19 protein-coding genes and 1 pseudogene are annotated in these 25,012 nt (G+C 68.8%); 13 read left to right on the forward strand and 7 right to left on the reverse strand.

All coding sequences use genetic code 11. The features are described 5' to 3' along the window. The first annotated feature begins 6 nt into the window (after positions 1–6). On the forward strand, positions 7–492 hold the full coding sequence (locus EV193_RS06130) for a (2Fe-2S)-binding protein (RefSeq protein ID WP_130343030.1): 486 nt from the start codon (positions 7–9) through the stop codon (positions 490–492). A 12-nt stretch (positions 493–504) separates the two neighbouring features. Here EV193_RS06130 and EV193_RS06135 read toward each other — a convergent pair whose 3' ends face one another. Next, entirely contained in the window at positions 505–1,305 is an 801-nt protein-coding gene (locus EV193_RS06135; protein ID WP_130343031.1) for a class I SAM-dependent methyltransferase, read from the reverse strand. Between the two features lie 45 nt (positions 1,306–1,350). Between EV193_RS06135 and EV193_RS06140 the strand changes: the two genes are divergently transcribed. Continuing rightward, complete coding sequence (locus EV193_RS06140; RefSeq protein WP_130343032.1) at positions 1,351–1,938, forward strand: TetR/AcrR family transcriptional regulator; 588 nt, start codon at positions 1,351–1,353, stop codon at positions 1,936–1,938. Here EV193_RS06140 and EV193_RS33965 read toward each other — a convergent pair. Together EV193_RS33965 and EV193_RS06150 are read right to left on the reverse strand one after the other, a co-directional pair. Then, positions 1,928–2,406, reverse strand: a pseudogene (locus EV193_RS33965) (ABC transporter ATP-binding protein); the annotation flags it as partial. The gene EV193_RS06140 and the pseudogene EV193_RS33965 sit on opposite strands and share 11 nt — an antisense overlap. A 4-nt stretch (positions 2,407–2,410) precedes the next feature. Next, positions 2,411–4,612, reverse strand: a complete 2,202-nt coding sequence (locus tag EV193_RS06150) for a terpene synthase family protein (RefSeq protein WP_130343033.1) — start codon at positions 4,610–4,612, stop codon at positions 2,411–2,413. Positions 4,613–4,810: 198 nt separating this feature from the next. Between EV193_RS06150 and EV193_RS06155 the strand changes: the two genes are divergently transcribed. The 8 genes from EV193_RS06155 to EV193_RS06190 all read left to right on the forward strand — a co-directional run bounded on the left by EV193_RS06155 (position 4,811) and on the right by EV193_RS06190 (position 16,770). Then, entirely contained in the window at positions 4,811–8,314 is a 3,504-nt protein-coding gene (locus EV193_RS06155) for an ATP-binding protein (protein ID WP_130343034.1), read from the forward strand. 14 nt (positions 8,315–8,328) lie between these two features. Further along, positions 8,329–10,815: a DNA gyrase/topoisomerase IV subunit A gene (locus EV193_RS06160; RefSeq protein ID WP_130343035.1), complete on the forward strand. Its 2,487-nt coding sequence runs from the start codon at positions 8,329–8,331 to the stop codon at positions 10,813–10,815. Positions 10,816–11,182: 367 nt separating this feature from the next. Beyond that, on the forward strand, positions 11,183–12,604 hold the full coding sequence (locus tag EV193_RS06165; RefSeq protein WP_423202136.1) for a family 2B encapsulin nanocompartment shell protein: 1,422 nt from the start codon (positions 11,183–11,185) through the stop codon (positions 12,602–12,604). Further along, a complete protein-coding gene (locus EV193_RS06170; RefSeq protein ID WP_130343037.1) occupies positions 12,604–14,001 on the forward strand; it encodes a family 2B encapsulin nanocompartment shell protein in 1,398 nt (465 codons plus the stop codon). The genes EV193_RS06165 and EV193_RS06170 overlap by 1 nt, the downstream gene beginning before the upstream one ends. A gap of 9 nt (positions 14,002–14,010) precedes the next feature. After that, complete coding sequence (locus tag EV193_RS06175; protein WP_130343038.1) at positions 14,011–15,054, forward strand: family 2 encapsulin nanocompartment cargo protein polyprenyl transferase; 1,044 nt, start codon at positions 14,011–14,013, stop codon at positions 15,052–15,054. Between the two features lie 3 nt (positions 15,055–15,057). Further along, positions 15,058–16,038, forward strand: a complete 981-nt coding sequence (ispH, locus tag EV193_RS06180) for a 4-hydroxy-3-methylbut-2-enyl diphosphate reductase (RefSeq protein ID WP_130343039.1) — start codon at positions 15,058–15,060, stop codon at positions 16,036–16,038. Then, positions 16,031–16,246, forward strand: coding sequence for a hypothetical protein (locus tag EV193_RS06185; protein ID WP_130343040.1), 216 nt, complete (start codon positions 16,031–16,033; stop codon positions 16,244–16,246). Before ispH ends, EV193_RS06185 begins: the two co-directional genes overlap by 8 nt. A 17-nt stretch (positions 16,247–16,263) precedes the next feature. Continuing rightward, a complete protein-coding gene (locus tag EV193_RS06190; protein ID WP_130343041.1) occupies positions 16,264–16,770 on the forward strand; it encodes a hypothetical protein in 507 nt (168 codons plus the stop codon). On the opposite strand, the gene EV193_RS06195 is transcribed toward EV193_RS06190, so the two are convergent. The 3 genes from EV193_RS06195 to EV193_RS06205 form a co-directional block, all read right to left on the reverse strand. Continuing rightward, on the reverse strand, positions 16,760–17,890 hold the full coding sequence (locus EV193_RS06195) for an ABC transporter substrate-binding protein (RefSeq protein ID WP_130343042.1): 1,131 nt from the start codon (positions 17,888–17,890) through the stop codon (positions 16,760–16,762). The two genes, EV193_RS06190 and EV193_RS06195, sit on opposite strands and share 11 nt — an antisense overlap. A 317-nt stretch (positions 17,891–18,207) precedes the next feature. Continuing rightward, entirely contained in the window at positions 18,208–19,104 is an 897-nt protein-coding gene (locus EV193_RS06200; RefSeq protein WP_165401262.1) for a patatin-like phospholipase family protein, read from the reverse strand. Then, entirely contained in the window at positions 19,101–19,769 is a 669-nt protein-coding gene (locus tag EV193_RS06205; protein ID WP_130343043.1) for a TetR/AcrR family transcriptional regulator C-terminal domain-containing protein, read from the reverse strand. Before EV193_RS06205 ends, EV193_RS06200 begins: the two co-directional genes overlap by 4 nt. Before the next feature lie 97 nt (positions 19,770–19,866). Between EV193_RS06205 and EV193_RS06210 the strand changes: the two genes are divergently transcribed. The 3 genes from EV193_RS06210 (at position 19,867) to EV193_RS06220 (ending at position 23,691) form a co-directional block, all read left to right on the forward strand. Then, positions 19,867–21,024 (forward strand): acyl-CoA dehydrogenase family protein, encoded by a 1,158-nt coding sequence (locus EV193_RS06210; RefSeq protein ID WP_130343044.1) that lies wholly within the window; start codon positions 19,867–19,869, stop codon positions 21,022–21,024. Positions 21,025–21,070: 46 nt separating this feature from the next. Next, positions 21,071–21,655 carry a TetR/AcrR family transcriptional regulator gene (locus EV193_RS06215; protein ID WP_130343045.1) on the forward strand — a complete coding sequence of 195 codons (585 nt, stop codon included), beginning with the start codon at positions 21,071–21,073 and terminating at the stop codon, positions 21,653–21,655. Between the two features lie 71 nt (positions 21,656–21,726). Further along, positions 21,727–23,691, forward strand: a complete 1,965-nt coding sequence (locus EV193_RS06220) for an NB-ARC domain-containing protein (protein WP_130343046.1) — start codon at positions 21,727–21,729, stop codon at positions 23,689–23,691. Here EV193_RS06220 and EV193_RS06225 read toward each other — a convergent pair. After that, positions 23,672–25,012, reverse strand: a 1,341-nt coding sequence (locus tag EV193_RS06225) for a hypothetical protein (RefSeq protein WP_207222530.1), incomplete at its 5' end; no start/stop codon positions are given. The two genes, EV193_RS06220 and EV193_RS06225, sit on opposite strands and share 20 nt — an antisense overlap.

Here is a 25,012-nt window from a genome sequence, read left to right on the forward strand (position 1 = left end):
ACCGACATGCCCACTCACACCTTCGTGCTCAACGGGAAGTCGGTAACCGTGGACGTCGCCGACGAGGAGCGGCTGCTCTGGGTGCTGCGCGACGTGCTCGGGGTGCGCGGCCCGAAATACGGCTGCGGGATCAACGTGTGCAAGGCGTGCACGTCGCACTTCAACGGCCGAGGCTTCAACCCGTGTGCGGTGCCGGTCGGCGCGCTGAAACCGACCGACGAGGTGACGACCATCGAAGGGCTCGCCGGGTCGGTCGGGCGCGACCTGCACCCGATGCAGGAGGCCTGGCTGGAACACGATGTCGCGCAGTGCGGCTACTGCCAGCCGGGTCAGATCATGATGGCCGTCGCCGTGGTGAACCGGGCGAAGCGGGCGGGCCGGGAGATCACCGAGGCGGACCTGGACAACATCCGCAACGTCTGCCGGTGCGGCACGTACAGCAAGATTCGGGACGCGATCGAGGACGGCGCTCAGCGAATGGGCGCGGGGTGACGGAAACGCGGATCAGGCTGTGCGCGTCGCGGCGACCGCGGCGGTGGTGTAGCGCATGGTGAAGCTGCCGCCCACGGCGTCGATCGCGGCGCCGACGTCCTGCTGCAATACGGCCAGCTTGTCCTTGCGGAGCCGGGTGGCCGGGCCGAATGTGGGGAGTTGGTCCAGCCAGGCGTCGCGGGTGTAGACGTGCTCCCACTCGAACCGCCACTGGTCCGGCGCGTCGAACCCGCCCACGTCGCCGATCGCGTCGGCTGCTCGGGTGAGCATCACCTGGTAGACGTCCGCGCCACGGATCGCGCCGGGGTCGAACCGCGTGTCGGGTTCCACTCGCCGGTAGGCCTCGGCGAAGGCGTCGGTCACCTCGGCGGGCGGATCGAACACGTGCCAGAACACCGACAGCAGGCCGCCGGGGCGCAGCACGCCGGCCGCCTTCGCGGCGCCGGCCGCGGGGTCGACCCAGTGCCAGGCCTGGCCGGCGACGACCGCGTCGAAGGTGCGGCCGGCGCTGTCCCAGTCCTCGAACGTGGCCACCTCGACGTCGAGCCCGTCGCGGCGCGCGAACTCGGCCATGCGCGCGTCCGGCTCGACGCCGAGCACGGTGCACCCGGCGGCGCGGAACTGGCGGGCCGCGATCCCCGTTCCGCAGCCGACGTCCAGCACGTCGGTGCCGGGACTGGCGGCGACGATCCGGTCGATCAGGGCCGACGGGTAGCGGGGGCGGGCCCGGTCGTAGCGGGCCGCGTCGGTGCCGAACGACTCGGCGACGTCTCGGTGCCGGTGCGGCTCGGGGTCGGGCGGTAGAGTGGGCATGCGCCCACCATAGTGGGCGAGTGCCCACTCCGGGAAGGGAGTTCAGTGCCGACCGGCGTGCACCTCCGTGACGTGCGCAAACAGCTCTTCGATGCCGCCGAGCGAGTCCTGCTGCGGGACGGGCCGAGCGCGCTGACCAGCCGTGCCGTCACCACCGAGGCGGGCTGCGCCAAGGGCGTGCTGCACCGGCACTTCGAGGACTTCGACGCGTTCCTCGCCGAGTTCGTGCTGGACCGCGTCGACCAGCTCGCCCCGCGCGCCGTCGCGCTGCGCGAGTCCGCGGGCGCCGGCACGGTCGTGGACAACGTGGCCGACGCGCTGACCGCCGTATTCGGATCGGTCGCCGTCGCGATCGTCCCGCTGGTGACGTTCCGGGACGAGCTGCGCGCCCGGCTGCGGCAGGACTGGCCGGCCGGCGTGCCGGTGCTCACCGAAGCCGTGCTGATGATCGCCGGCTACCTCACCGCCGAGCGGGACCTCGGCCGGATCACGCAGGATGCCGAGGTCGACATGCTGGCACCCACCCTGATCGGGTCCGCGCACCTGCTGTTCGCCGACCGGAACGGCACCCCGCCCGACGCCGAGGCCGTCCGCCGGACGGTGACCGCCGTGCTGGCCGGCGTCACGCCTTAGCGCGCGTCGCCGACCAGGCCGACCACAGCTCGGCGTAGTGGCCGCCGGAGGTCAGCAACTCCTGGTGCGTGCCGATCTCGACGATCCGCCCGCCGTCCATGACCGCGATCCGGTCCGCCGTCGCCGCCTGCGACAACCGGTGCGCGACGACCAGCGCGGTGCGCCCGCGCAGCACCTGCCGGACCGCCTGCTCGAGCGTGCGCGCGCGTCCGCCGTCGCCTCGTCCAAGATCACGACCGGGGTGTCGGCCAACAGCAGGCGGGCCAGCGCGAGCTGCTGCGCCTGCTGGGCGGTGAGCGGGTGCGCGCCGTGTCCGACCTGGGTCTCCAGACTGTCGGCCAACGCGTCCGCCCAGGTCAGCGCGCCCATCTCGGCGAGCGCGGCGCGAAGATCGCCGTCGCTCGCCTCCGGCCGGGCCAGCCGCAGATCGTCGGCCAGCGTGCCGGCGAAGACGTGCGTTTCCTGACTCCGGTCACCGACCCACCACGGCGAACAGGCGGGCGGCGGAGGTGCCGAGGCCCGACGGAGCGTGCGATCGGGTCCTCGGCACCTGCCCTGACTCCGCGACCTGACCACGACGGAGTTCCGCCTCCTGGTAGCGCGGGCAGTTCTCGTGCCAGTGGAGAATTCCGGCCATCCAGTCCCGCAACTCGCCGGCGTACCGGGTGAGTGCGGCGCGACCGTCCTCGTTGAGCCCGTAGGTGTCGCACAGCGCCGGCAGTTCGGCGACCGCGTGCTCGTACTGCTTCATCCGCGCGGTCAGCAGGTCGTTGACGATCTCGAAGGCCCGCTCGGTGTCGCAGCCGAGGAAGTTGCGCACCACGAGCACGGAGTTGTGCACCTCGCCTTCGTACTCGATCTCCTTGCGGTAGGAGAACAGGTCGTTGAGCAGGCAGGCGTAGTCGATCGCCGAGTTCTCGAAGTCCTGGACGGTCCGCGTGCGCAGGATCTCCGTCGGCACGGCGTCCGCGTGCCGCAGCCGGGCCAGGCTCATCGTCATGTCCGCGCCGAATGTCTTGCGGCGCATCTCGACGTAGTCGACCGGATCCGGGATCCGGTTCTGCCGCTGGTTGACCAGCTCCCACAGCCAGCTGTCCAACATGACCTCGACGGCACGGCGGAACGTGTCGTGCGCGTCGTCCGACATGGGCGCGGAGGTGCGCGCCCACAGGTCGGCGAGCCCGCGTTCCAGTGCGCTCGACCCGGTCGGCGCGTCGGCCCGCATGATCGCCTTGAGGCGTTCGGTGAGCACCTTCGCGCCGGCCAGGTCACCCAACCGGCCGAACACCATCGGGTACAGGTCGTCGCCATAGGTGCCCCAGGTGAGCCACGCCGAGGACAGGTCCAGTTCCTCCTCGGTGGCATCCGGGTCCAGTCCGGCGGAGCACAGCGGGAGGTCGGTCAGCCGGAGCCGGCGCTCGTCCCACACGCCCTCCTCGTACATGCCGATCCCGCGCGCCCACTCCACGAGGCGCTCCCGCGCGCCGTCCAGGTGCGGGCTCAGCGACACCTCGAACGGCATGTACGTCTCGGGGACGGTGATCGCTCCGACAGACTCGTACGGGACATGACTGAACGCGCGAAATCGTTGCGGCGCGGTGGAAATCAGCGACCGGGCGATCTGCGCGCCGGTCGTGCCGAGCCCGGTCGGGCCACCGAGAACGGGATCGTCCACACCGCCGCCGTTCATGTAGCGGCTGGACCGCATGTGCCACTCCTGCCCGCCGGACTGCCAGTCCTGCAGGCCCTTCACGTAGGCGAGTACGGCGGCGCGTCCGGCCGGGTCGACGGCGTGCTCGTCGAGCAGCGGCGGCACCTCGGTCAGCGCGGTGTGCTCGAACTGGTGCAGGCGCGAGGTGAGCAGGTCGTTGACCGCGTCGGCCGCCTCCTGCGTCGAGAGGTCCAGGAACCTCTCGAACACCAGCACGCCGTTGGACAGCTCGCCCTCGTCGGCCACCTCGCGCTCGTAGGAGAACAGGTCGTTGCGCAGGTGCACGGCGTCGGCGAACGTGTCGCGCAGCACCTCCATCGGCCTGGTCGCGGCGATCCGGGCCGGCACCTCGGCGTCGGCCGCGTGTTCCACGAGGTTGGCCGACCACGGCGCGCCACCCACCTTGCGCCGCATCTCGATGTACTCGATCGGGTTGGACAGCCGGTTCTCGCTGATGTTGGCCAGCTCCCACAGCGACTCGTCGAGCAGGTGCTTGGTGTTCTCGGCGAACCGCCGCCGCCATTCCGCCGACCTGGCCGGCACCGTGCGCTGCCACAGGTCGGCCAGGCCGGCCTCCACCGGGTTGGTCGGCTCCTCGGTGATCTCGCCGTCCACCGGCATGAACGCGGGCAGCCGGTCGAGATAGGTGCGCGCGCCGTCCAGATCGGGGGCGCGCTTGTACAACTCGACGAAGTGGTCATCGAAGTAGAACACCCACACGTACCAGTCGGTGATCAGGTCGAGCATGGGCCCGTCGGCGTCCGGGTGGGTGTAGGCGCACAGCAGGGCGTAGTCGTGCGCGTCGAGATCCTCCGCGGTCCAGATCAGCGTGCCCCCCTGCGGCACGTCGACCATCTCCCTCTCGCGCGCCCACGCCCTGCTGTGCTCGCGGGCCCCTTCCAGGTTCGGGTTCAACCGCGGCGGATAGGGCATGTAGAACTCGGGCAGTTCGAACGGCGGCATGCCTGACCTCCGACAACGCGGATTCGACCGACTCCCTCGACGTAACCAGGCGGCGGCCGCACGGCCAATCGTCGGGCGCCCAATCCACACGATCGGGCAGCCGGTGCACCCGTCTGATGGCAGGGACATCTCTTTCTGTCGCAACGGATCGCGGCGAGGGTCCACAGATCGGTGGGTCCTCGCCGATACCCTCATCGGGTGACTGCGGAGACGTTCTACGGCGCCGACGACCTGACGCACCTCGAAGGGCTCGAGGCGGTGCGCAAGCGGCCGGGCATGTACATCGGGTCGACCGGCAGCCGCGGCATCAACCACCTGTTCAACGAGATCGTGGACAACTCGACGGACGAGGGTGTGGCCGGGTACGCCGGCAAGATCGTGGTGACGCTGCACGCGGACGGCAGTGTCCAGGTGGACGACGACGGGCGCGGCATCCCCACGGGGGTGCATGCCAAGTCCGGTCTGTCCGGTGTCGAACTGGTGCTGACTCGATTGCACGCCGGCGGCAAGTTCGGCGGCTCCGGGTACAAGACCTCCGGCGGCCTGCACGGCGTCGGCGCCTCCGCGGTGAACGCGCTGTCGCACCGGTTCGACGTGACGGTCCGGAACGACGGCAAGGTTCATGAGATGTCGTTCGCGCACGGCGTGCCCGGCGAGTTCGACGGTGCCGGCCCGAAGGCGAAGTTCACCAAGCGGCCGGGCCTGCGGATGGTCGGCAAGATGAAGCGCGGCTCGTCCACCGGGACGTCCATCCGCTACTGGTACGACGCGCGGTACTTCGAGAACGGCGCGGTGCTGGACGTGGAGCAGGTGCGGGCGAAGCTGCGCAACACCGCGTTCCTCGTGCCGGGTGTCAGTTATGTGCTGCGCAACGCCACCGATGGCGCGATCGAAGAGGAGAACTTCCACTTCCCGAACGGCCTGTCGGACATGGTCGAGTTCCTCACGCCGGCCAGCGACAAGGCGGTCACCGGCACGATCGTGATCACCGGAGAGGGCACCTACCGGGAGAACGCGGCCGACGAGAACGGTGTGATGCGGTCCAAGGTGGAGCGCCGCGCGGAGGTCGAGATCGCGCTGCGCTGGGGCACCGGCTACGAGCGCACGGTGGAGTGCTTCACCAACACGATCAGGAACATGCACGGCGGCACGCACCGCAAGGGTTTCGACCGCGCGCTGCTGAAATCGTTGCAGGAGGCCATTTCCAAGGTGCGCGGGCTGCTCAAGCCCAAGGAGGACATGCCGACCCTGGACGACGCCCAGGAGGGCTTGACCGCGGTCGTGCACGTGCGGATTCCGGAGCCGCAGTTCACCTCGCAGACCAAGGACGAGCTGTCCACCAGCGGCATCACCAAGGTCATCCAAAGCATCGTCGAGCGCCACGTGAAGGAGTGGACCGAGGCGCGCAAGACCAAGTCCGAGGCCAAGATCGTGCTGCAGAAGGTGGTCGACGCCGCGCGCGTGCGGCTGGCCCAGAAGCAGCAGAAGGAGGCCGCGCGTCGCAAGACCGCGCTGGAGGGCGCGGCCATGCCGGCCAAGCTGGTCGACTGCCGGGCCACCGGGATCAACCGCAGCGAGCTGTTCCTGGTCGAGGGGGACAGCGCGCTTGGTTGCTTTACTGGCGACACGATGGTGGCGTTGGCGTCTGGCAGAAGCCGCTCGTTCGCGGATCTGGCAGCGGACTGGGAAGCCGGTGTAGCGCATTTTGGATACACGACGAACAAGGCCGGCCGAGTCGTGGTTGTGCCACTTGTGCATCCGAGGCTAACGAAACGTGGCGCGCGGTTGATTCGAGTTACCCTCGACAATGGAGAATCGGTTCGGTGCACGCCAGATCACCGATTCCGGCTCCGCAACGGTTCGTATCGCCGTGCCGACGAACTGAGGCCTGACGATTCATTGATGCCGCTTTACCGGTCAGCTTCGTCCAAGTCAGCTGGGGACAATTTGGACGGGTACGAGCGTGTATGGATGAACGACCGGGAGGAATGGGTCTACACCCACTACCTCGCGGATGCGTACAATCTCAGGCACGGCTTCGACAATGCCGAAAACGGTACTGTACGTCATCACGTCGATATTGATAAGCGCAACAATGATCCGCGCAATATTAAGCGTATGACGTGGAATGACCACGCTGCGCTACATGCGTCCATGATGGGTGAACACGTTCGTGAAGGCTATCGCGCCTGGCTTGATCGCGGTGGCCTCGAACTGAAGTCGGCGATGCTCTCCGCGCAATGGAAGGACCCCGCCTTCCGTGAGGCTTGCCTTGCGAGGCTAGCTGCACTTAATGCGGATCCAAAGTTTAGAGAGCGAATTGAGATTGGTTTTCAAGATTGGTATGCCGGACTCAGTGACGAGCAGAAGGCGACGTACGTCGAACGCATGCGAAAACTGCAGGCGGAGTACTGGGCGGATCCTCGGCACCGTGCAGCGGCGGCCGAGCGTGTGCGCATCTTCTTCGCCAAGCCGGGACGTCGCGCAGAATGGAGTGAGCGGTCTCAACTTCAGTGGCAGGATGAAGATCTGTTGTCGTGGCGTTCGGCTGCTACCGTCCAGCAGTTCGTTGATCCCGCGCAGCGTGAGCGTCAGCGTAACGCTGTCGAAGCGTGGCACCAAGCCAACCCTGACTTCGGCGAGCGACATTCTGTCCGAATGAAGATTCGAATGCTTGATCCAACCTGTGATCACTTGGCCAAGGCTCAAGCCGGCCGCAGGCGGTATGTCGAGTGCGTGTCCCGTGAGGAACGCGTCGCGAAGCAGAACGACGGTCGCCGTATCGCCGCGCTGAAGCGCATGTCTGGGATGCTGACGCTGTCTGATGATTCGCTGCGCGAAGCGTACGAGTCCGACCGGCTGCGATCGGCGCGGACCGGGCTGAGGTTCGACCGTGTACTCGACTCTTACGACGGCGACTTTGGGCGTCTGCGCGAGGCGGTGTCCCAGGTCAACCACAAGGTCGCCTCGGTAGAGCTGCTCGACGAGACCGCAGACGTATACGATCTCACCGTTGAGCATTATCATAACTTTGCGCTCGAAGCCGGGGTGTTCGTGCACAACAGCGCGAGAATGGCGCGAATGTCGGAGTACCAGGCGCTGCTGCCATTGCGCGGAAAGATTCTCAACGTGCAGAAGGCGAGCCTGGCGGACACGCTGCGGAACGCCGAGATCGCGTCGATCGTGCAGGTGCTCGGTTCCGGTTCGGGCCGCACGTTCGATTTGTCCACGATGCGCTACGGCAGAGTCATTCTGATGGCCGACGCGGACGTGGACGGATCGCATATTCGAACCCTGCTGATCACCTTGTTCGCCCGCTACATGCGGCCGGTGATCGAGGCCGGCAGGCTTTTCGCGGCGATGCCGCCGTTGCACAAGGTGGTCACGAAGGGCCGCAATCCGGAGACCCATTTCACGTTCAGCGAGCGTCAGATGGAAACGACGGTGGCGCGGCTGGAGAAGGCCGGCAAGCAGATCGTCAAGCCGGTGCCGCGATTCAAGGGCCTTGGCGAGATGGATGCCGAGGAATTGTGGGACACCACGATGAACCCGGCCAGCCGCTCGGTCCGGCGGATCACCCTGGACGACGCGGAAGCCGCCGAGACGGCGTTGGAATTGTTGATGGGGGAGAAGGTCGAGCCGCGGCGGGCGTGGCTCGTGGAGTCCTCGTCCCGAGTTGACCAGTCGGCGATCGACATCTGAGGAGCGGCACACCGATGGCACGCCGTAAGGGCAGCATCACCAAGATCGACCCGGCCGCGTTCGACAAGCCCGGCGCGACCGTGATCGACAACTCGCTCAAGACCGAGATCGAGGACTCCTATCTGGAGTACGCGTACTCGGTGATCCACTCGCGCGCCCTGCCGGACGCGCGGGACGGATTGAAGCCGGTACACCGTCGCATTCTGTATTCGATGAACGAGGCGGGATATCGGCCGACACATGCGTACGTGAAGTCTTCTCGCGTCGTCGGCGACACAATGGGCAAGTTTCATCCACACGGCGACACCGCTATTTATGACGCCATGGTCAGAATGGCGCAGGACTTCTCGCTGAATGTGCCGCTGATTGACGGGCACGGTAACTTTGGAAGCCCAGACGACGGTCCGGCCGCGAGCAGGTACACCGAGGCTCGAATGTCGCCCGCCGCAATGCGGCTGGTCGGCGAGCTGGGTGAGGACACCGTCGATTTCCGGCCCAACTACGACGGTTCGCTGCAGGAGCCGTCGGTGCTTCCCGCGGCGTTTCCGAACCTGTTGGTGAACGGCTCGTCCGGAATCGCCGTCGGCATGGCGACCAACATGATTCCGCACAATCTCGGCGAGGTGGTCGAGGCCACCCGCTGGCTGATCACCCACCCGGACGCCTCGCTGGACAAGCTGATGGAGTTCGTGCCGGGCCCCGACCTGCCCACCGGCGGCATGCTGCTCGGGCTGGACGAGGTGCGCCGCGCCTACGAGACCGGCCGTGGCGTCGTGCGCATGCGCGCCAAGGTGGAGATCGGCCCGCTGGAGGGCAGCCGGGGCCGCCAGGCGATCACCCTGGTGGAGCTGCCGTACGCGGTCGGCCCGGAGAAGATCATCGAGAAGATCACCGACGAGGTCACCAAGTCCAAGCGGCTGTCCGGGATCGCCGACGTGAAGGACCTGACCGACCGGGAGAACGGCACCCGGCTGGTGATCGAGTGCAAGGTCGGCGTGAACCCGCAGGCGCTGCTCGCCGACCTGTACCGCCTCACGCCGATGGAGCAGTCCTTCGGCATCAACAACCTCGTGCTGGTCGACGGGCAGCCGCGAACCCTTGGCCTGAAAGAACTTCTGCAAGTGTTCCTGCGGCACCGCTACGAGGTCGTGACCCGGCGCACCCGCTACCGGCGGCGCAAGCGGGAGGAGCGGCTGCACCTGGTCGAGGGCCTGCTGATCGCACTGCTGGACATCGACAAGGTGATCAAGCTGATTCGCGGCAGCGAGAACGCGGCCGCCGCGAAGGAAGGCTTGATGAAGCAGTTCAAGCTCTCCGAGATCCAGGCCACCTACATCCTCGACACGCCGCTGCGCCGCCTCACCAAGTACGACAAGCTCGAGCTGGAGACCGAGCAGGAGACGCTGCGCAAGGAGATCGCCGAGCTGACCGCGATCCTGGACGACGAGGGCGTGCTCAAGAAGCTCGTGTCCAAGGAGTTGGCCGCGGTCTCCAAGGAGTTGGCCACCGAGCGGCGCACCGCGCTGATCGACGGCGACCTCAAGGAGGTGCTCGCCGCGTCCAAGCCGGCCGGGCCGCTCGAGGTGGCCGACGATCCGTGCCAGGTGATCCTGTCCGCGACCGGCCTGGTGGCCAGGACGGCCGCCGACTCCGAGGAGGCCACCGACGCGCGCCGGCGCAGCGGCCGGGCCAAGCACGACGCGGTGACCGCGGTCGTGCACTCCACCGCGCGCGGGCAAGTGCTGCTGGTGACTAACCGGGGGCGCGCGTTCAAGACGGACGTATTGCCGCTGCCGGTACTGCCCGAGGCGGCCGGCACGGTGTCGCTGTCCGGTGGCATGGCCGCCGGTGAGCTGGTCGACCTCCAGTCGGGGGAGCGGGTGGTCGGTATCGCGCCCCTCGGCGAGCGGGCCGAGGGATCACCGGGGCTGGCACTGGGCACCCGGCAGGGGGTGGTGAAGGTGTGCTCGCCGGACTGGCCGGTGCGCTCCGACGAGTTCGACGTGATCACGCTGGCCGACGGCGACGAGGTGGTCGGCGTCGGCTGGCTCACCGACGGCGAGGAGACGCTGGTGTTCATGTCCTCGGACTCGTCGCTGTTGCGCTACGCCGCGTCGCTGGTGCGGCCGCAGGGTCTGCGCGGCGGCGGCATGGCCGGCATCAAGCTGGCCGCCGGTGCGGGGGCGGTGCACTTCGGCGCGGTGCGGGTGGACGACAACGAGCACGGCGAGCCGATGGTGGTCACCTCGACCGGGCAGAGCGTGAAGGTGACACCGTTCGCGGAGTACCCGGCGAAGGGGCGGGCGACCGGCGGGGTGCGATCGCACCGGTTCCTCAAGGGCGAGTCGGCGGTCACGCTGGCCTGGGTCGGGCCACAGCCGGTCGGCGCGTCGCGCACCGGATCGGCGGTCGAACTGCCCGAGGTGGACCAGCGTCGTGACGGCTCCGGCGCCGCGCACCCCGGTCCCGACGTCATCGGTCACCAGATCCAGCGAGACTAACGCTGGGTGGTCGCCGGCCGCGATCGTTTCCCTCTTGGGGGTGCGACGCGGCCGGCACGATCGCGTCGGCGCGCACGTGAGGTGATCGCGGGTACCCCGAAATGGTAGGACGAATTGTCGAGCCATTCCGTGACGCCACCCGCAAATGGGTCGCGGTCCCTCGGACGGGTGCCGTCCGCGCACGCATAGTGTGGCCGGTGCGAGCCGCGTCGACGGATCGGCCTAATGCGCGACACCTACCGTATGACGGCCGCTGGTCCACCCATTCGAGCGCTTGCGGACGCTGTCGCGAGCACTAGCGTCGAATGTGCATGGACGAACGATTTCCAGGTCAGATCATCTTCCCCGGTTCGCATGGAAATTGGCGGTGTCGACTGTGACCGATGTGCTGGAACCCGCGACTACCAATGAGGAAAAACAGCAGCAGAGTCTGAGTACCGGAGCGGCACGGAATTTGGCGACAACGACCAAATCCGTGCCGCAAATGCAGGGTGTCACTTCCCGTTGGCTTTTGAAGATGTTGCCCTGGGTGCAGGTTTCCGGTGGTACTTACCGAGTCAACCGGCGCCTGAGTTACACCGTGGGCGACGGCCGCGTGACGTTCACCGGAACCGGATCGGACGTGCGCGTCATTCCCCAGGAACTCGGCGAGCTGCCGTTGTTGCGCGGGTTCGACGACATCGAGTCGCTCGAGGCGCTCGCCGGCCGGTTCGAATACCACGAGTACGAACCGGGTGAGGTGATCGCCGAGTTCGGCCACCAAGCCGAGCAGCTGTACCTGATCGTGCACGGCAAGATCGGCCGGGTCGGCGTCGGCAAGTACGGCGACCAGACCGAGCTCGGCGTGAAGGCCGACGGCGACTACTTCGGCGACCAGGCCCTCACCGACGACCGGAACATGTGGGAGTTCACCGCGAAGGCGGTCACCTCGTGCACCGTACTCACCTTGCGGCGCACACAGTTCGACCAGGTGCTCGAGCAGTCCGACGCGATGCGCGAGCACGTCGAACGGGTGCTGGCCAGCCCGAAGAAGCGGCACAACCCGCACGGTGAGGCGGAGATCGAGGTGGCCTCCGGGCACGCCGGCGAGGTGGACCTGCCGAGCACGTTCGTGGACTACGAGGTCGCGCCGCGCGAGTACGAGCTGAGCGTCGCGCAGACCGTGCTGCGGGTGCACAGCCGGGTCGCCGATCTCTACAACAAGCCGATGGACCAGGTCGAGCAGCAGTTGCGGCTGACGATCGAGGCATTGCGGGAGCGGCAGGAGAACGAACTCGTCAACAATCGCGAGTTCGGCCTTCTGCACAATGCCGACTTCTCGCAGCGAATTCACACCAGGAATGGCCCGCCGACGCCGGACGACCTGGACGACCTGTTGGCGATGGTGTGGAAGAATCCGGGATTCTTCCTGGCCCACCCGAAAACGATCGCGGCCATCGGTCAGGAATTCAACAAGGCCGGCGTGTATCCGAACAGTGTCGACATGAATGGGCACATGGTGCCGGCGTGGCGCGGAGTTCCGATCCTGCCGTGCAACAAGATCGGCGTCAGCGAGAAGCGGACCAGCTCTATTCTGCTGATGCGCACTGGTGAGGAGGCGCAGGGTGTCGTCGGGCTGCACCAGATTGGTATCCCCGATGAGTATCAGCCGGGCCTTTCGGTTCGCTTCATGAACATCAGCGAGCAGGCGATCCTGTCCTACCTGGTGAGCGCCTACTACTCGATCGCCGTGCTGGTTCCGGACGCGCTGGCCGTTCTGGAGAACGTCGAGATCGGCAGGGCGAGCTGATGACGGCGGTCGAGACGGTCGTCGAGACGGAGCCACCCCAGCAGAGCCTCAGCACCGGTGCGGCGCGAAAACTGGCCAACACCACCAAGTCGGTGCCGCAGATGCGGGGCGTCACCCCGCGCTGGCTGTCCAGGATGCTGCCGTGGGTCGAGGCCGAGGGTGCGGCGTACCGGGTCAACCGCAGGCTCAGCTACGCCGTGGGTGACGGCAGGGTGACCTTCGTCAGCACCGGCAGCGAGGTCCGGGTGATCCCGCGCGAACTGGGCGAACTGGCGCCGCTGCGCGGATTCGACGACGAGGAGGTGCTCACCGAACTGGCCAACCGGTTCACCCAACAGGAGATCGAGGCCGGCGAGGTGATCGTCCGAGCCGGCCGCCCGGTCGACTCGGTGTTCCTGCTCGCGCACGGTAGGGCGGAGAAGCTCGGCGAGGGGCCGTACGGCGACGCGACGCTGCTTCGCGGGCTGGCCGACGGCGACTACTTCGGGGAACAGGCGCTCACCGAGGAGTCCTCGGTGTGGGACTGCACGGTCAAGGCCGTCACCCCGTGCACCGTGCTGGTGCTGCCGGCGCGCGTGGTGCGGGAGCTGAACGGGCACTCCGACCGGCTGCGCGACCACGTCCAGCGGGTGCTGTCGCAGGCGGGCAAGCCGCAGAACAAGCACAGCGAGGCCGAGATCGACATCGCGTCGGGTCACGCCGGCGAGGCCGATCTGCCGGCCACGTTCGTGGACTACGACACCGCGCCGCGCGAGTACGAATTGGGTGCCGCGCAGACCCGGCTGCGGATCCACACCCGCGTCGCCGATCTCTACAACGACCCGATGGACCAGGTCGACCAACAAGTGCGGCTCACCGTTTCCGCATTGCGCGAACGCCGGGAGTACGAGCTGGTCAACAATCCCGACTTCGGGCTGCTGCACAACGCCGACCTGAAACAGCGCATCTATTCCCGGACCGGCCCGCCGACTCCGGAGGACATGGACGAACTGCTGTCCCGGCGGCGGAAGACGCGGTTCTTCCTCGCGCATCCGAAGACGATCGCGGCGATCGGCCGGGAGTGCACCAAGCGCGGCATCTACCCGCAGGACGTCGAGGTCGACGGCACCATGGTACGCGCGTGGCGGGGTGTCCCGATCCTCCCGTGCGACAAGATCCCGGTTACCGAGAACAACACCAGCTCCATTCTGGCGATGCGCACCGGGCGAGAGGACGAAGGTGTCATCGGACTGCACCAGACCGGTATTCCGGACGAGTACGAGCCGGGCCTTTCCGTGCGGTTCACCGGAATCGGCGACAACGCGATCATGACATATCTGGTCAGCACGTATTTCTCCGCCGCGGTGCTCGTTCCCGACGCACTCGGCGTTCTCGAGCACGTCGACATCGGCCGCTAGGAGAGGTAAATGACGACCATGCGTGAGGCGCCGACGGGGGCCCGGTCGGCCCGTGAAGTACTCGACTGGAGCAGGGAGGTGGTCGACTCCGGCATGCGTGCCGCCGTGGACACGCTGCCGGAGTCGGTGCGCCACATCGCCGGCTACCACCTCGGCTGGTGGGACGTGCGCGGCCGGCCGGAGTCGGCCGATCGCGGCAAGGCCCTGCGCCCGGCGCTCACGCTGCTGTGCACACGGGCGGTCGGTGCCGACTCGTCGGTCGGGCTGCCGGCCGCCGTGGCGGTCGAGCTGACGCACAATTTCTCGTTGCTGCACGACGACGTGATGGACGGCGATCGCACCCGCCGGCACCGGCTGACCGCGTGGAGCGCGTTCGGCGTCGGCCCGGCCATCCTCGCCGGGGACGCGCTGCTCACCCTCGCGCTCGACGTGCTGACCACCAGCGGTCACCCCGAATGCCGGCTGGCCGCGCACAGCCTGAGCGACGCGGTGCAGGAGCTGTTACACGGCCAGATGCTCGACCTGGAGTTCGAGCGGCGCGACTCGGTAAGCCTGGACGAGTGCCTCACCATGGCGGAGGGCAAGACCGCCGCGTTGCTCGGGCGGGCGTGCGCACTCGGCGCGCTGTTCGGCGGCGGCCGGCCGGCGCAGGTGCAGCTGCTGCGCAGCTACGGCGAGCGGCTCGGTCTGGCGTTCCAGCTCGTCGACGATCTGCTCGGGATCTGGGGCGATCCGAGGCGCACCGGCAAACCGGTCTACTCCGATGTGATCAGCCGCAAGAAGTCGCTGCCGGTGGTGGCCGCGCTGACCTCCGGCACCGACGCCGGGCGTGAGCTGGCCGATCTGTACGGCCGGCCGGATCCGTTGTCCGGTCCCCAACTGGCCCGCGCCGGGGAGCTGATCGAGTTGGCCGGCGGGCGCGCGTGGAGCGCCGACCACGCCGAGGAGATGCTGACCGAGGCGCTGCGGCACCTGAACGCGTCCGGCCCGGACCCGGAGTCGGCCGCCGAGCTGACCGCCGTGGCCCGGCTCGTCGTCGCCAGGGACCGGTGAGCCGTGGACCCGCGAGATCCCGCGTGGCGGGCGGCCGCCGGTTCGCGCACTGTGCTGCTGGCCGCGCCGCGCTCGTTCTGCGCCGGCGTGGAGCGCGCGATCGAGATCGTGCGCCGGGTGCTGGCCACCGCCGGCCCACCGGTGTACGTGCGCCGCCAGATCGTGCACAACGCGCACGTGGTGGCCGAGCTGGAGCGCGACGGGGCGGTGTTCGTGGAGGAGTTGAACGCCGTGCCGGACGGTGCGACCGTGGTCTTCTCCGCGCACGGCGTCTCGCCGGCCGTGCGTGCCGAGGCGGCCGAGCGTGGGCTGGACGTGGTGGACGCGACCTGTCCGCTGGTGGCCAAGGTGCACGTCGAGGCGACCCGGTTCGCCACGCGCGGCGACACCGTTCTGCTGATCGGGCACGCCGGGCACGACGAGGTGGAGGGCACGCTCGGCGAGGCGCCGCAGTCGACCATTCTGGTGGAGGACGTCGAGGCGGTGCCGCACATCGAGGTGCCCGACCCGCGGCGCGTCTCCTACCTGACGCAGACCACGCTCGCGGTGGACGAGACCGCGGAGATCGTGGACGCCCTGCGCGCGCGGTTCCCCGAGATGCGCGGGCCGGCGTCGGAGGACATCTGCTACGCGACCACCAACCGGCAGCAGGCGCTCGCGGCGGTCGCCGCCGACGCCGATCTCGTGCTGGTGGTCGGCTCGGCCAACTCGTCCAACTCGGTGCGGCTGGTGGAGGTGGCCGAGCGGGGCGGCACTCCGGCACGGCTGATCGAGGACGCCGACGCGATCGATCCGGCCTGGCTCGCCGGCACGTCGGTGATCGGCCTGACCGCCGGCGCGTCGGCCCCGCCGCCGTTGGTCGACGGCGTGGTGTCGGCGCTGCGCGCGCTCGGCGAGGTCACCGTCGTGGAGCGGGAGACGGCGCGCGAGACCGTCGAGTTCGCCCTCCCGCTGGGGTTGCGGTCGGGATCGGCCGATGGCTGACAACGTCGTTCTCGAGGGTGTCCTGTTCGTCGGCGGCACGGTCGTGGGTCAGCGTCGTGCTGTTGGTGGCGTTCAACAGGTTCGTCTCGCGCAATCGGCGCTCGGCGTACAACGAGGTGTCCTCGCGGTTCTTCGCCGCGGCGAGATCCGAATCGAGCCGGACACCTACCGGACCACCCCGGTCCAGATGGGTCAGACACCCCCGTAGGAACAGGAAGGCATGCCATGTCAACCACGATGCGCAGAACGCTGGCTGTCGGGATCACCGGTGTGGCGGCGGCCGCGCTGCTCACCGCCGCGTCGGCGCCGGCCTCGGGAGACTCACCGAGGGACACACTGGAACTGGTGGCCAAGCGGACGGTGTTCAGCGTGCCGCAGGTGCCGGCCGTCGGAATCGGGTTCATCGGCGGCGGCGACCTGTTCGACTCCACCGGCGTGAACAAGGTGGGCGAGGGCTACTCCAGTTGCGCCATCGCGAAACTGGGTGTCGAGGTGCCGCCGACGTTCACCGCACAGTGCGGCAGCACCTACCGCCTGGCCGACGGCGAGCTGCACCTGTCCAGCCTGCGGCAGTACAAGGCGGGTCAGGCCGGGTTCAACGAGGGCGCGATCGCGATCCTCGGCGGCACCGGGAAGTACGCCACCGCGAGAGGCGAGGGGAAGAGCGCGCCGGCCGCGCCCGGCAAGGCGAACGTGGGCTACCGGTTCACGTTCACCATCGTCACCGGGTGACCAGCGCGGCGTCCGGCGCCACGGCCGGGATTCGGGAGCGCACAACGGAAAGCCGGCGATCGCCCTGCCACTGACCGCCGGCCAGCGCGATCCGGGCGATGCCGGGCGCCGGGCCGCCGGACAGGTCGAACCGGCCGGCCATGGTGTCCAGCCGCAGCGTGCGCACGGCGTCGGCGACGGCCGCCGGATCGTCCGGGTCGGCCGCCGCGGCCAGCGCGTGCGCGGCGATCTCGAACACCGCGTAGGCGAGGCCGAGCGGCTGCGCCCACGGCCGGCCGGTGGCCAGTTCGTACGCCGACGCGAGCTGTGCCGGCGTGCTTCCGTCCACAGTGGACAGATAGCGGTGCGACGGCGTCCAGGACACGATCGTGGCCACGCCGTCGAGCTCGTGCCGGCCGCGCCAGAACGGGTAGGTGAGCCAGCGTGAGCAGGTCACCAGTGCCGGACGCAGCCCTGATTCCGTTGCCCTGTCAAGGAAAGCGCCGAGATCGCTCGCGGACGCCGCGCTGGTGATCACCGCGACGTCGCGGAACGTCTCGACCTGCGCGGCGAAGTCGGCGGTGCCCTCGGAGTAGGCCGGCTGGTGCACCACGTCGTGCCCGCGCAGCCGCGCGACCGGAAGGAAGCCGCACCGGTCCTCGCGCAGCGCGCGCCCCTGCGACCCGTCGTTCCACAGGCAGCCGACGGTGGTCCGGCCGGCTGCTCGCTCCCACATGTCGGCGAACACCGACGCGACGTCGTCGAGCCCCCAACAGAAGTGGAACGCCCGGTCCGACGGCGGGCACGAGTCGCGGTACACCTGCCACGGCAGGGTGGTCGACACGCACGGCGTGCCGAGCCGGTGGCAGGTGCCGGCCACCGCAGGCAGCACGGCCGACCCGCCGACGGTGATCACGATCCGCGCGCCGTCCTCGGTGATCAGGCGCTCGGTGGCCGCCCGTGCGCCGGCGACCGTGGAGGCACTGTCCCTCACGGCGATCTCGATCGGGATGCCCACCAGGCCCGCCCGCAACTTGGGCGCGAGCAGGTCGGCGACGAAGTCCACCGGCTCGCCGAGCGGCGCCAGCCGGCCGGTGCGTGCGAGCACCACCCCGATGATCAACTGTCGATCCGCTGCCACCGGAACAACTGTGGTGCCTCGCCGGCTCGTGCGGGCGGATTCACGCCGACACGTTCGGGTGAAACTGTCTTGTCTATCGAGGGCAAGGTCGCGGAGTCGGCTTCGCCGACGGCCTGTGGTCTTTTTGCTTTGGTGGTTGGGGGCCGCGAGGTGGGTGGCTGGGTTGATGGGGTGGTCCAGTCACGCCACCTCCACGACAGCGGGCTCGTTCCTCGCCCGCTGTCCCTCCGGCGTCGTCAGGGCGACCGCCCTCGACAATGAATGCGACCTCAGCGTGGCTTTCGCTCGGTGCGGTCAAGCTGGCCGGGCGGCTGAAGTCACGGCAGGACGGCGGCGATCCGCCCCGGTCCGGTGCGCAGGGCGGTCTCGAAGGTGGCGATCCGGTGGCGCGGGTCGAGCGGGTTGCGGCCCATCGCGGTGCGGTCCTCGCTCGTCGGGGTGAGCAGGTGGATCCGCGTGCCGGTGCGGCGGACCTGACGTGCTTCGGAGTCCAGCCCGCGCTGGATCAACCGGCGCGTCAGGCTCCCTGTGCCGGCCATCGGCGCGAGCACGTACACCTCGTCGAGTTCGAGCGGGGTCAGCAGATCGAGCGAGGTGGTGGAGTGCACGCCGCCGTCGACGTAGCGGCGCCGGCCGATCGTGGTCGCCGGGTAGACGCCGGGCACCGTGCAGGAGGCCCGGACGGCGTCCAGGACTCCGGTCCTCGGCGCGCTCGCGGTGCCGAACGCGGTGCGCGCGCCGCTGTCGTAGTCGACCGCGACGATCATCGTGTGCTCGTGCGGCACCCATCCGTCCGGCTCGGCGAGCACGGTCAGCGGCGCGACGAACGCGTCAAGCGATCGGGTGCCCGTCGGCAGCAACCCGGACAGCGCGACGGTGGCCGGCACGCGGCCGGGCGGCATCAGCGCGCGGAGGGGGAGCAGCGGCGATGCCGGCACCGGTAGCCGGCGGCGCGTGGTCGGACGGTCGGCCGACGGCTTGGTGCGCAGCGGATGGCCGTCCGGCAGCTCGCGGCGGTACCAGCCGGTGAGGTCGGCCGTGCCGATCTCGCAGGCGAGCAGTGACGCCAGCAGCGCGCCCTGCGAGGTGCCGAGCAGCACGTCGGCCTCCCTCGGATCCCATCCGGTGGCCTGTTCCAGTGCCGCCAGGGTGGCCGACGACCAGGCCAGTCCGGTGACGCCGCCGGCGCCGATCACGATTCCGCGAGTGGTCACGCGCCGTCCTTTCCGTTGCGCCGCCTGGCTTTGCGGCGCGATTCGATCAGCTCGTACTGGCGGGCCAGACCGTCCAGGAACGCGGTCAGCGCGAACTCGAAGCTGGCCCGGTCGATCTCGTCGGCCCGGCCGCGCAGCAGGTGCGCGCGGTCCAGGCTGGGGTAGCGGTCGGCGTAGACCGTCAGGTCGTCGACGAACCCGCGGGAGAACGAGCCCATGGCCGCGCCGAGCACCAGGTACTTGGTGGACGCACCGATCATGGTGGCCTCCCGGGGCGGCCAGCCGGCGCGGGTGAGCCCGCCGTGCACGGCGTCGGCGCCGCGCAGGGAGGCGTCGCGCTGGCCGGGGCCGGTGGCCAGGAACGGCACGATGTTCGGATGCGCGGCGAGTGCCGCCCGGTAGGAGCGCGCCCAGCGGCGCAGCGCGGCCCGCCACTCGTCACCGTCGAAGCCGCTGACGTCGACTTCCGCCATGATCTCGTTCGCCACGTCGTCGAGCAGCTCGTCCTTGGTGGCGTAGTGGAAGTACAGCGACGCGGCCTTCACGTCCAGCGCGGTGGCGAGCTTGCGCATGGAGAACCCGGCCAGACCGACCTCGTCGACCAGCCCGAGCGCCTCGCGGCGGATCTTCTCCCGGCTGAGCAGCGTCGTGCTCGGACGTCCCACCCGTTACCTCCGCATGCGCCGGATCACGTTGCCTGGCCTAACGCTGTTAGTTTACCTTTGACGGTAAATCTAACACTGTTCGGTTAGGAGGCTCGCGATGGAGCGCACCGTTTTCGGCGAGGACCACGAGGCGTTCCGGAAGACCTTTCGCGCCTTCCTGGAGGCCGAGGTCGTGCCGGTGTTCGACGAGTGGTTCGCCGCCGGCCAGGCGCCGCGCGACTTCTACTACAAGCTCGGCGAACTGGGCGTGTTCGGCATCGAGGTGCCGGAGGAGTACGGCGGCGCCGGCGAGGAGTCGTTCAAGTATCAGGCGGTCGTCTACGAAGAGGTGGCGCGAGCCGGTGTGGCGCTGGGCGGCAGCGGGGTGCACGTCGGGCTGTGCCTGCCGTACCTGAAGGCGTACGCCAGCGAGGAGCAGCGCCGCCGCTGGCTGCCCGGATTCGTCACCGGCGAGATCATGTTCGCCATCGCGATGACCGAGCCCGGCACCGGGTCCGACCTCGCCGGCATGAAGACCACCGCGACGCTGTCCGAGGACGGCACGCACTATGTGCTCAACGGCGCCAAGACGTTCATCACCGGCGGGGTGCACGCCGATCGGGTGATCGTGTGCGCCCGCACCGCGCCGCCGCGCGAGGACGACCGCCGTTACGGGATCTCGCTGCTGGTCGTGGACACCAAGTCCGAGGGTTACACCGTCGGCCGCAAGCTGGACAAGCTCGGGCTGCGCACCTCCGACACCGCCGAACTGTCCTTTGTGGACGTTCGGGTGCCGGTGGAGGATCGGCTCGGTGAGGAGAACCGGGGCTTCGCCTACCTCGGGCAGAACCTGCCGCAGGAGCGGCTCGGCATCGCGCTCGGCGCGTACTCGCAGGCCAAGGCGGCGGTCCGGTTCGCGGCCGAGTACGTGCGCGAGCGCACGGTGTTCGGCAAGACCGTCGCGTCGTTCCAGAACACCAAGTTCGAGCTGGCCGCGTGCCAGTCGGAAGTAGACGCCATCGAGGCCGTGGTGGACCGCGCGCTGCAGGCACTGGACGACAAGAAGCTCACGGCCGCCGACGCCGCGTCGGCGAAGCTCTTCTGCACCGAGACGGCGGCCCGGGTGATCGACCGGTGCCTGCAACTGCACGGCGGCTACGGCTACATCAACGAGTACCCGATCGCCCGCCTGTACGCCGACAACCGGGTCACCCGCATCTACGGCGGCACCAGCGAGGTGATGAAGATGATCATCGCCAAGGACATGGGCCTGTAGCGCGCCCCGCCTGTGCGGGGCTTGCGCCGCGAGTACGTTGGCATGCATGCCGAGGGGTACCCGTGAGCGGATCATGGATGTCGCGCTGGAGCTGTTCGTCGAGCGGGGTGCCGCGGCGACACCGGTGACCACGATCGAGGCCGCCGCCGGGCTGTCACCCGGAAGTGGCAGCTTCTACCGCCATTTCAAGGACAAAGAGGCGTTGCTCGCCGCCGTGGTGGAGCGCGAGGTGACCCGGGTCGGCAAGGATCCCGACGCGCAGGTCGAGAACACCGACGGCGCCGGCGAGCAACGACTGGCCACGCAGTTGCGGTCCGACCTGGACTATCTCGGGGAACTCCGGTCGCTGATCATGATCCTGCTGTGGGAGCGCAACCGGGCGCCGGAGCTGGCCGAATGGGTGCGCAAAACCTCGGCCGATCGCGGTATCGAACTCGGTGTCGAGGCGCTGCGTCTGGCCGGCCCGTCGGCCGCCGTCGAGGAGGACGAGGTCGCCGCGGCGACGGTCATGCAGTCGGCGATGATCGGGTACTTCCTGGCGGCCGAGTATTTCGGCGCGTCGCCGGCGGACGTCGACCCCGACCGGTTCACCGCCGCGCTGGCCAGGCTGCTGACCAATCGCGACGCCTGACCACCTGGCGTGGCTGATCGGCTACAGGTCGCGCTATCGTCGGACTGCCCGAGCCTGGGGAGGGTCGAGAAGTGAGCATCGCCTATGAGCCACAGCGCGCGTTTCCGTTCCTGGACCGAGACGGTCCTCGGCGTGAGATGGCCGAGGTGCTCGACGCACCGGTCGGCGATCGTGCGCGATCAATGTTCCTGACCGGCCCGATCGGGATCGGCACCACCGCTCTCGCATCGGAATTCTGCGCCGAGCGCGCCACCGAGTTCCAGACCGTCGTGTGGGTGCCGGCGAGCGATCTGGACGGCAATCCAGTGCCGTTCGGCGAGTTGCTCGGGTCGATTCTGGCCAGGCTCGGCGTTCCGGTGGCGGACCAGAGCCCGGACGTCGCCGGGCGACTCAGCCAGATAAGCCACCGCGTGTGGAACCAGCGCGCGCTGTTCGTATTCGACGACGTCGACCCGCTCGATTCGGTCAAACCGCTGCTGGACAGCCTGCCGGCCGAGGCCGTCGTCGTCGTCACCACGAGCGTGAAACCAGCGACCAGGGGGCGTCTCGGTTTCGTCGCGATCACGCTGGATGCCTTGCCGGACAAGGAGTCCCGGGAGAAGTTCGACCATTGTCTCGGTGACACGGCCGCGGAGATCGACGCGAGCGTGCGGAAGCAGCTCGTCGAACGGTGCCACGGATCGCCCCTGCTGATCGAGATGCTCGCCGCGCAGCTCGTCGGACGCGCCTACCTGGCCGAAGCGCTACTTGAGGAGTTGCCGGAGTCCGCCGAGCCGATCAGCCCGTTCCTGGACGCGGCGTACCGAAGGTTGGACGGGCCACTGCGAGCGACCTACCGATGGCTCGCCCAAGTGCCCGGACCGGACTTCGACATCGATACGGCCGCGTTCGTCCTCGGGCAGACCCGGGCAGCGACCGCGCTGGCGCTCGCCAGGCTCGACGAATTGAACCTGCTGACGGAGTACGGAGGGCGGTTCGCGTTCCACGGTTTCGTTCGCGCGGACGCCCGTCAGCGTGCCCGTGACGAGGACGATCCCGGCGAGCTGAAAGTGCTGCGGCGGCGGATCGCCGTGCGCTTTCTGGACGAGACACAGTCGCGCGATCACGCGATTTCGGATCGCTGGAGGGTCGGCGACTCCGGTGCGCGCTCCGAGGTGCCGTCGCGGGAGACGGCGTTGACCTGGTTCCATCGCGAGTGGCGTGGTGTCGCGACGTGTGTGCGGCTCGCTCACGAGATCGGCGAGCACGAGGTGTGCTGGCGCCTGTGTGTCGCGTTGTACAAGTACCTGCACATGAACGGCCATGTCGATGTGTGGATCGACGTTCACGAGATCGCGCTGGAGTCGGCTCGGGATACCGGCGCGACCGAGGCCGTCATGCAGCTCAGCTCCCAACTCGGCGCAGGCCATCTCGCGGTCGGTGAACTCGAGAGAGCGCGGCAATGCTTCACCGAGTCGCTGGAGGCAGCCGGCGCGGTGGGCAGTGCGATCGGTCGGCAGAGCGCGCTGGAGTGGCTTGGCAAGGTCGACTTCAAGGCGGGCGACGTGCGTTCGGCGCTGGCCCGCTATGACGAATCCGATCGCGCGATCAGCGAGGTGCAGGACCCCGACCAGGCGCTGCGGGCCCGGGCCACGGTGGGCCTGCAGCGGGCGCGTGCGTTCGCGCACCTGAAGTCGTGGCAGGAGGCGTTGGACGCCGCGGCCGCCGCCCGTGCCGAGTTCGCCGGGCGCGCCGCGGACGCGGAGAACGTGGCGAAATGCGACCAGGAGCGGGCCAGGGCTCTGGTTGGGCTCGGCCGCATGGACGAGGCGTTGACGGTGGCTCGCGCGGCTGCTGATCAGTTCGAGCGGGATCGGGCGCGGCGGCTGCACGGCGGGACGCTGATGTTGGTGGGCGACATCGCGGTCGCCATCGACGATCTTGACACCGCGGAGCGGGCCTACGAGACGGCGGCTGACCTGTTCGAGGCGATCGGCGACGCGCGCGAACTGGAGGCGCGAGCCAAGCTGGCTGAGGTCAGATCACGTCGACGGTGATGGTGCGCGATCCGGTCGTGATCGTGAGTCGCGGTGGCGGTTCTGCCGGGGCCAGGTGGTGGATCGCCGCGGCGGCGAGTGTCGGATCCAGGTCGCTCCCATCGACCGTACGCAGCCGTATGGTGCGGCCGTTTCGAAGCAGGAGGCGGCAAGTGTCGCGACCGGTTGCGGTCGCGGCGATCTGGCATACCGGACGCGCGTCCAGTGTGGCGATCAGTTCCGCATCGGTCGCGTTCGCGTCGTGCACCACGACGGCGGCGTTGCCGTGCAGGTGGCGGTGCGGGTCGGTGACGTGCACGACCAGGTGTCGCTCCTCGTCGCACGGCCGGCGCCCGGTGACGGCGGCGGGCCATCGGGTCAGCCGTACGCCGTCGCCGTTCTGCTCCGCCCGCACCCAGAAGGCGGTGAACTCCCGCCGTTCCGGCACTAGTTCGCCGGCCGGGAACGGTGGTACGAGTGCGGGCCAGGATGGCTCGGGCAGATTCATCGCGCGGTAGAACGCCGCCCGCAGCAGACTCGCCGACTCGCCGGGCGTCGAACTCGCCAACTCGGCGATCTTGGAGAAGTCGGACGGATGGTCGATCGCGTGACGCACCTGGTCGCGCAGCGAACGCCGGTGATCCAGTCGTGGTGCCAACGCGCCCAACTCGGCGATGGCCGACCCCGCCGCGACGTCCTGCTCGGGAAAGGCGGCGAGCAGTACCGGGCGTCCGAGACAGGCGGCATAACCGGTGACGGCACTGTGATCGCCGATGACCAGATCAGACGCGATGATCGTTTGCTGCCAGCCCTGCGTCGGCGGCACCAGGCGCAGACCGGCACGCAGGCAGTCGCCGAGCCACAGCTTGATCTGCCACGGCCCGTGCGCGTACCAGACGTTGGGGTGCAGCACGGCAGCGACGACATGGTCGGTGTCGAGTTCGGCGAGCAGCTGTCTCGGCAACTCGGGATGCCGGCCGAACAGGGATTCGTCGCCCCAGGTGGACACCAAGGTGATCACCGTCGTGTCGGGTCCGGCACCGAGTGCGCGCCGGTAGGTGGAACGCGGCGCCCGGCTGGCGTGCATGCGATCGAGGCACGGGTCACCGGCGACGATGGCGGCATCGAGTGCTTCTGGCGTGGACCGGGCCAGGCGTTCCCGCTCGCTCTCGTGCGAGAGGATCAGGCCGGACGGAACGACGACGCCGTCACGCACGAGCCATTGGCGATCCAAGCCGTAGACGGGACGGTTTCCGGTTTCCGGTTTCCGGTTTCCGGTTTCCGGTTTCCGGTTTCCGGTTTCCGGTTTCCGGTTTCCGGTTTCCGGTTTCCGGTTTCCGGT

It is taken from the genome of Herbihabitans rhizosphaerae (assembly GCF_004216555.1).
Classification (GTDB): Bacteria; Actinomycetota; Actinomycetes; order Mycobacteriales; family Pseudonocardiaceae; genus Herbihabitans; species Herbihabitans rhizosphaerae.

Excerpts from the sequence above, each read along its gene's own strand:
- EV193_RS06130 (WP_130343030.1), top strand. The coding sequence starts at position 7 with ATGCCCACTCACACCTTCGTGCTCAACGGGAAGTCGGTAACCGTGGAC.
- EV193_RS06135 (WP_130343031.1), bottom strand. The coding sequence starts at position 1,305 with ATGCCCACTCTACCGCCCGACCCCGAGCCGCACCGGCACCGAGACGTC.
- EV193_RS06150 (WP_130343033.1), bottom strand. The coding sequence starts at position 4,612 with ATGCCGCCGTTCGAACTGCCCGAGTTCTACATGCCCTATCCGCCGCGG.
- EV193_RS06160 (WP_130343035.1), top strand. The coding sequence starts at position 8,329 with ATGGCACGCCGTAAGGGCAGCATCACCAAGATCGACCCGGCCGCGTTC.
- EV193_RS06170 (WP_130343037.1), top strand. The coding sequence starts at position 12,604 with ATGACGGCGGTCGAGACGGTCGTCGAGACGGAGCCACCCCAGCAGAGC.
- EV193_RS06175 (WP_130343038.1), top strand. The coding sequence starts at position 14,011 with ATGACGACCATGCGTGAGGCGCCGACGGGGGCCCGGTCGGCCCGTGAA.
- EV193_RS06185 (WP_130343040.1), top strand. The coding sequence starts at position 16,031 with ATGGCTGACAACGTCGTTCTCGAGGGTGTCCTGTTCGTCGGCGGCACG.
- EV193_RS06190 (WP_130343041.1), top strand. The coding sequence starts at position 16,264 with ATGTCAACCACGATGCGCAGAACGCTGGCTGTCGGGATCACCGGTGTG.
- EV193_RS06210 (WP_130343044.1), top strand. The coding sequence starts at position 19,867 with ATGGAGCGCACCGTTTTCGGCGAGGACCACGAGGCGTTCCGGAAGACC.
- EV193_RS06215 (WP_130343045.1), top strand. The coding sequence starts at position 21,071 with ATGCCGAGGGGTACCCGTGAGCGGATCATGGATGTCGCGCTGGAGCTG.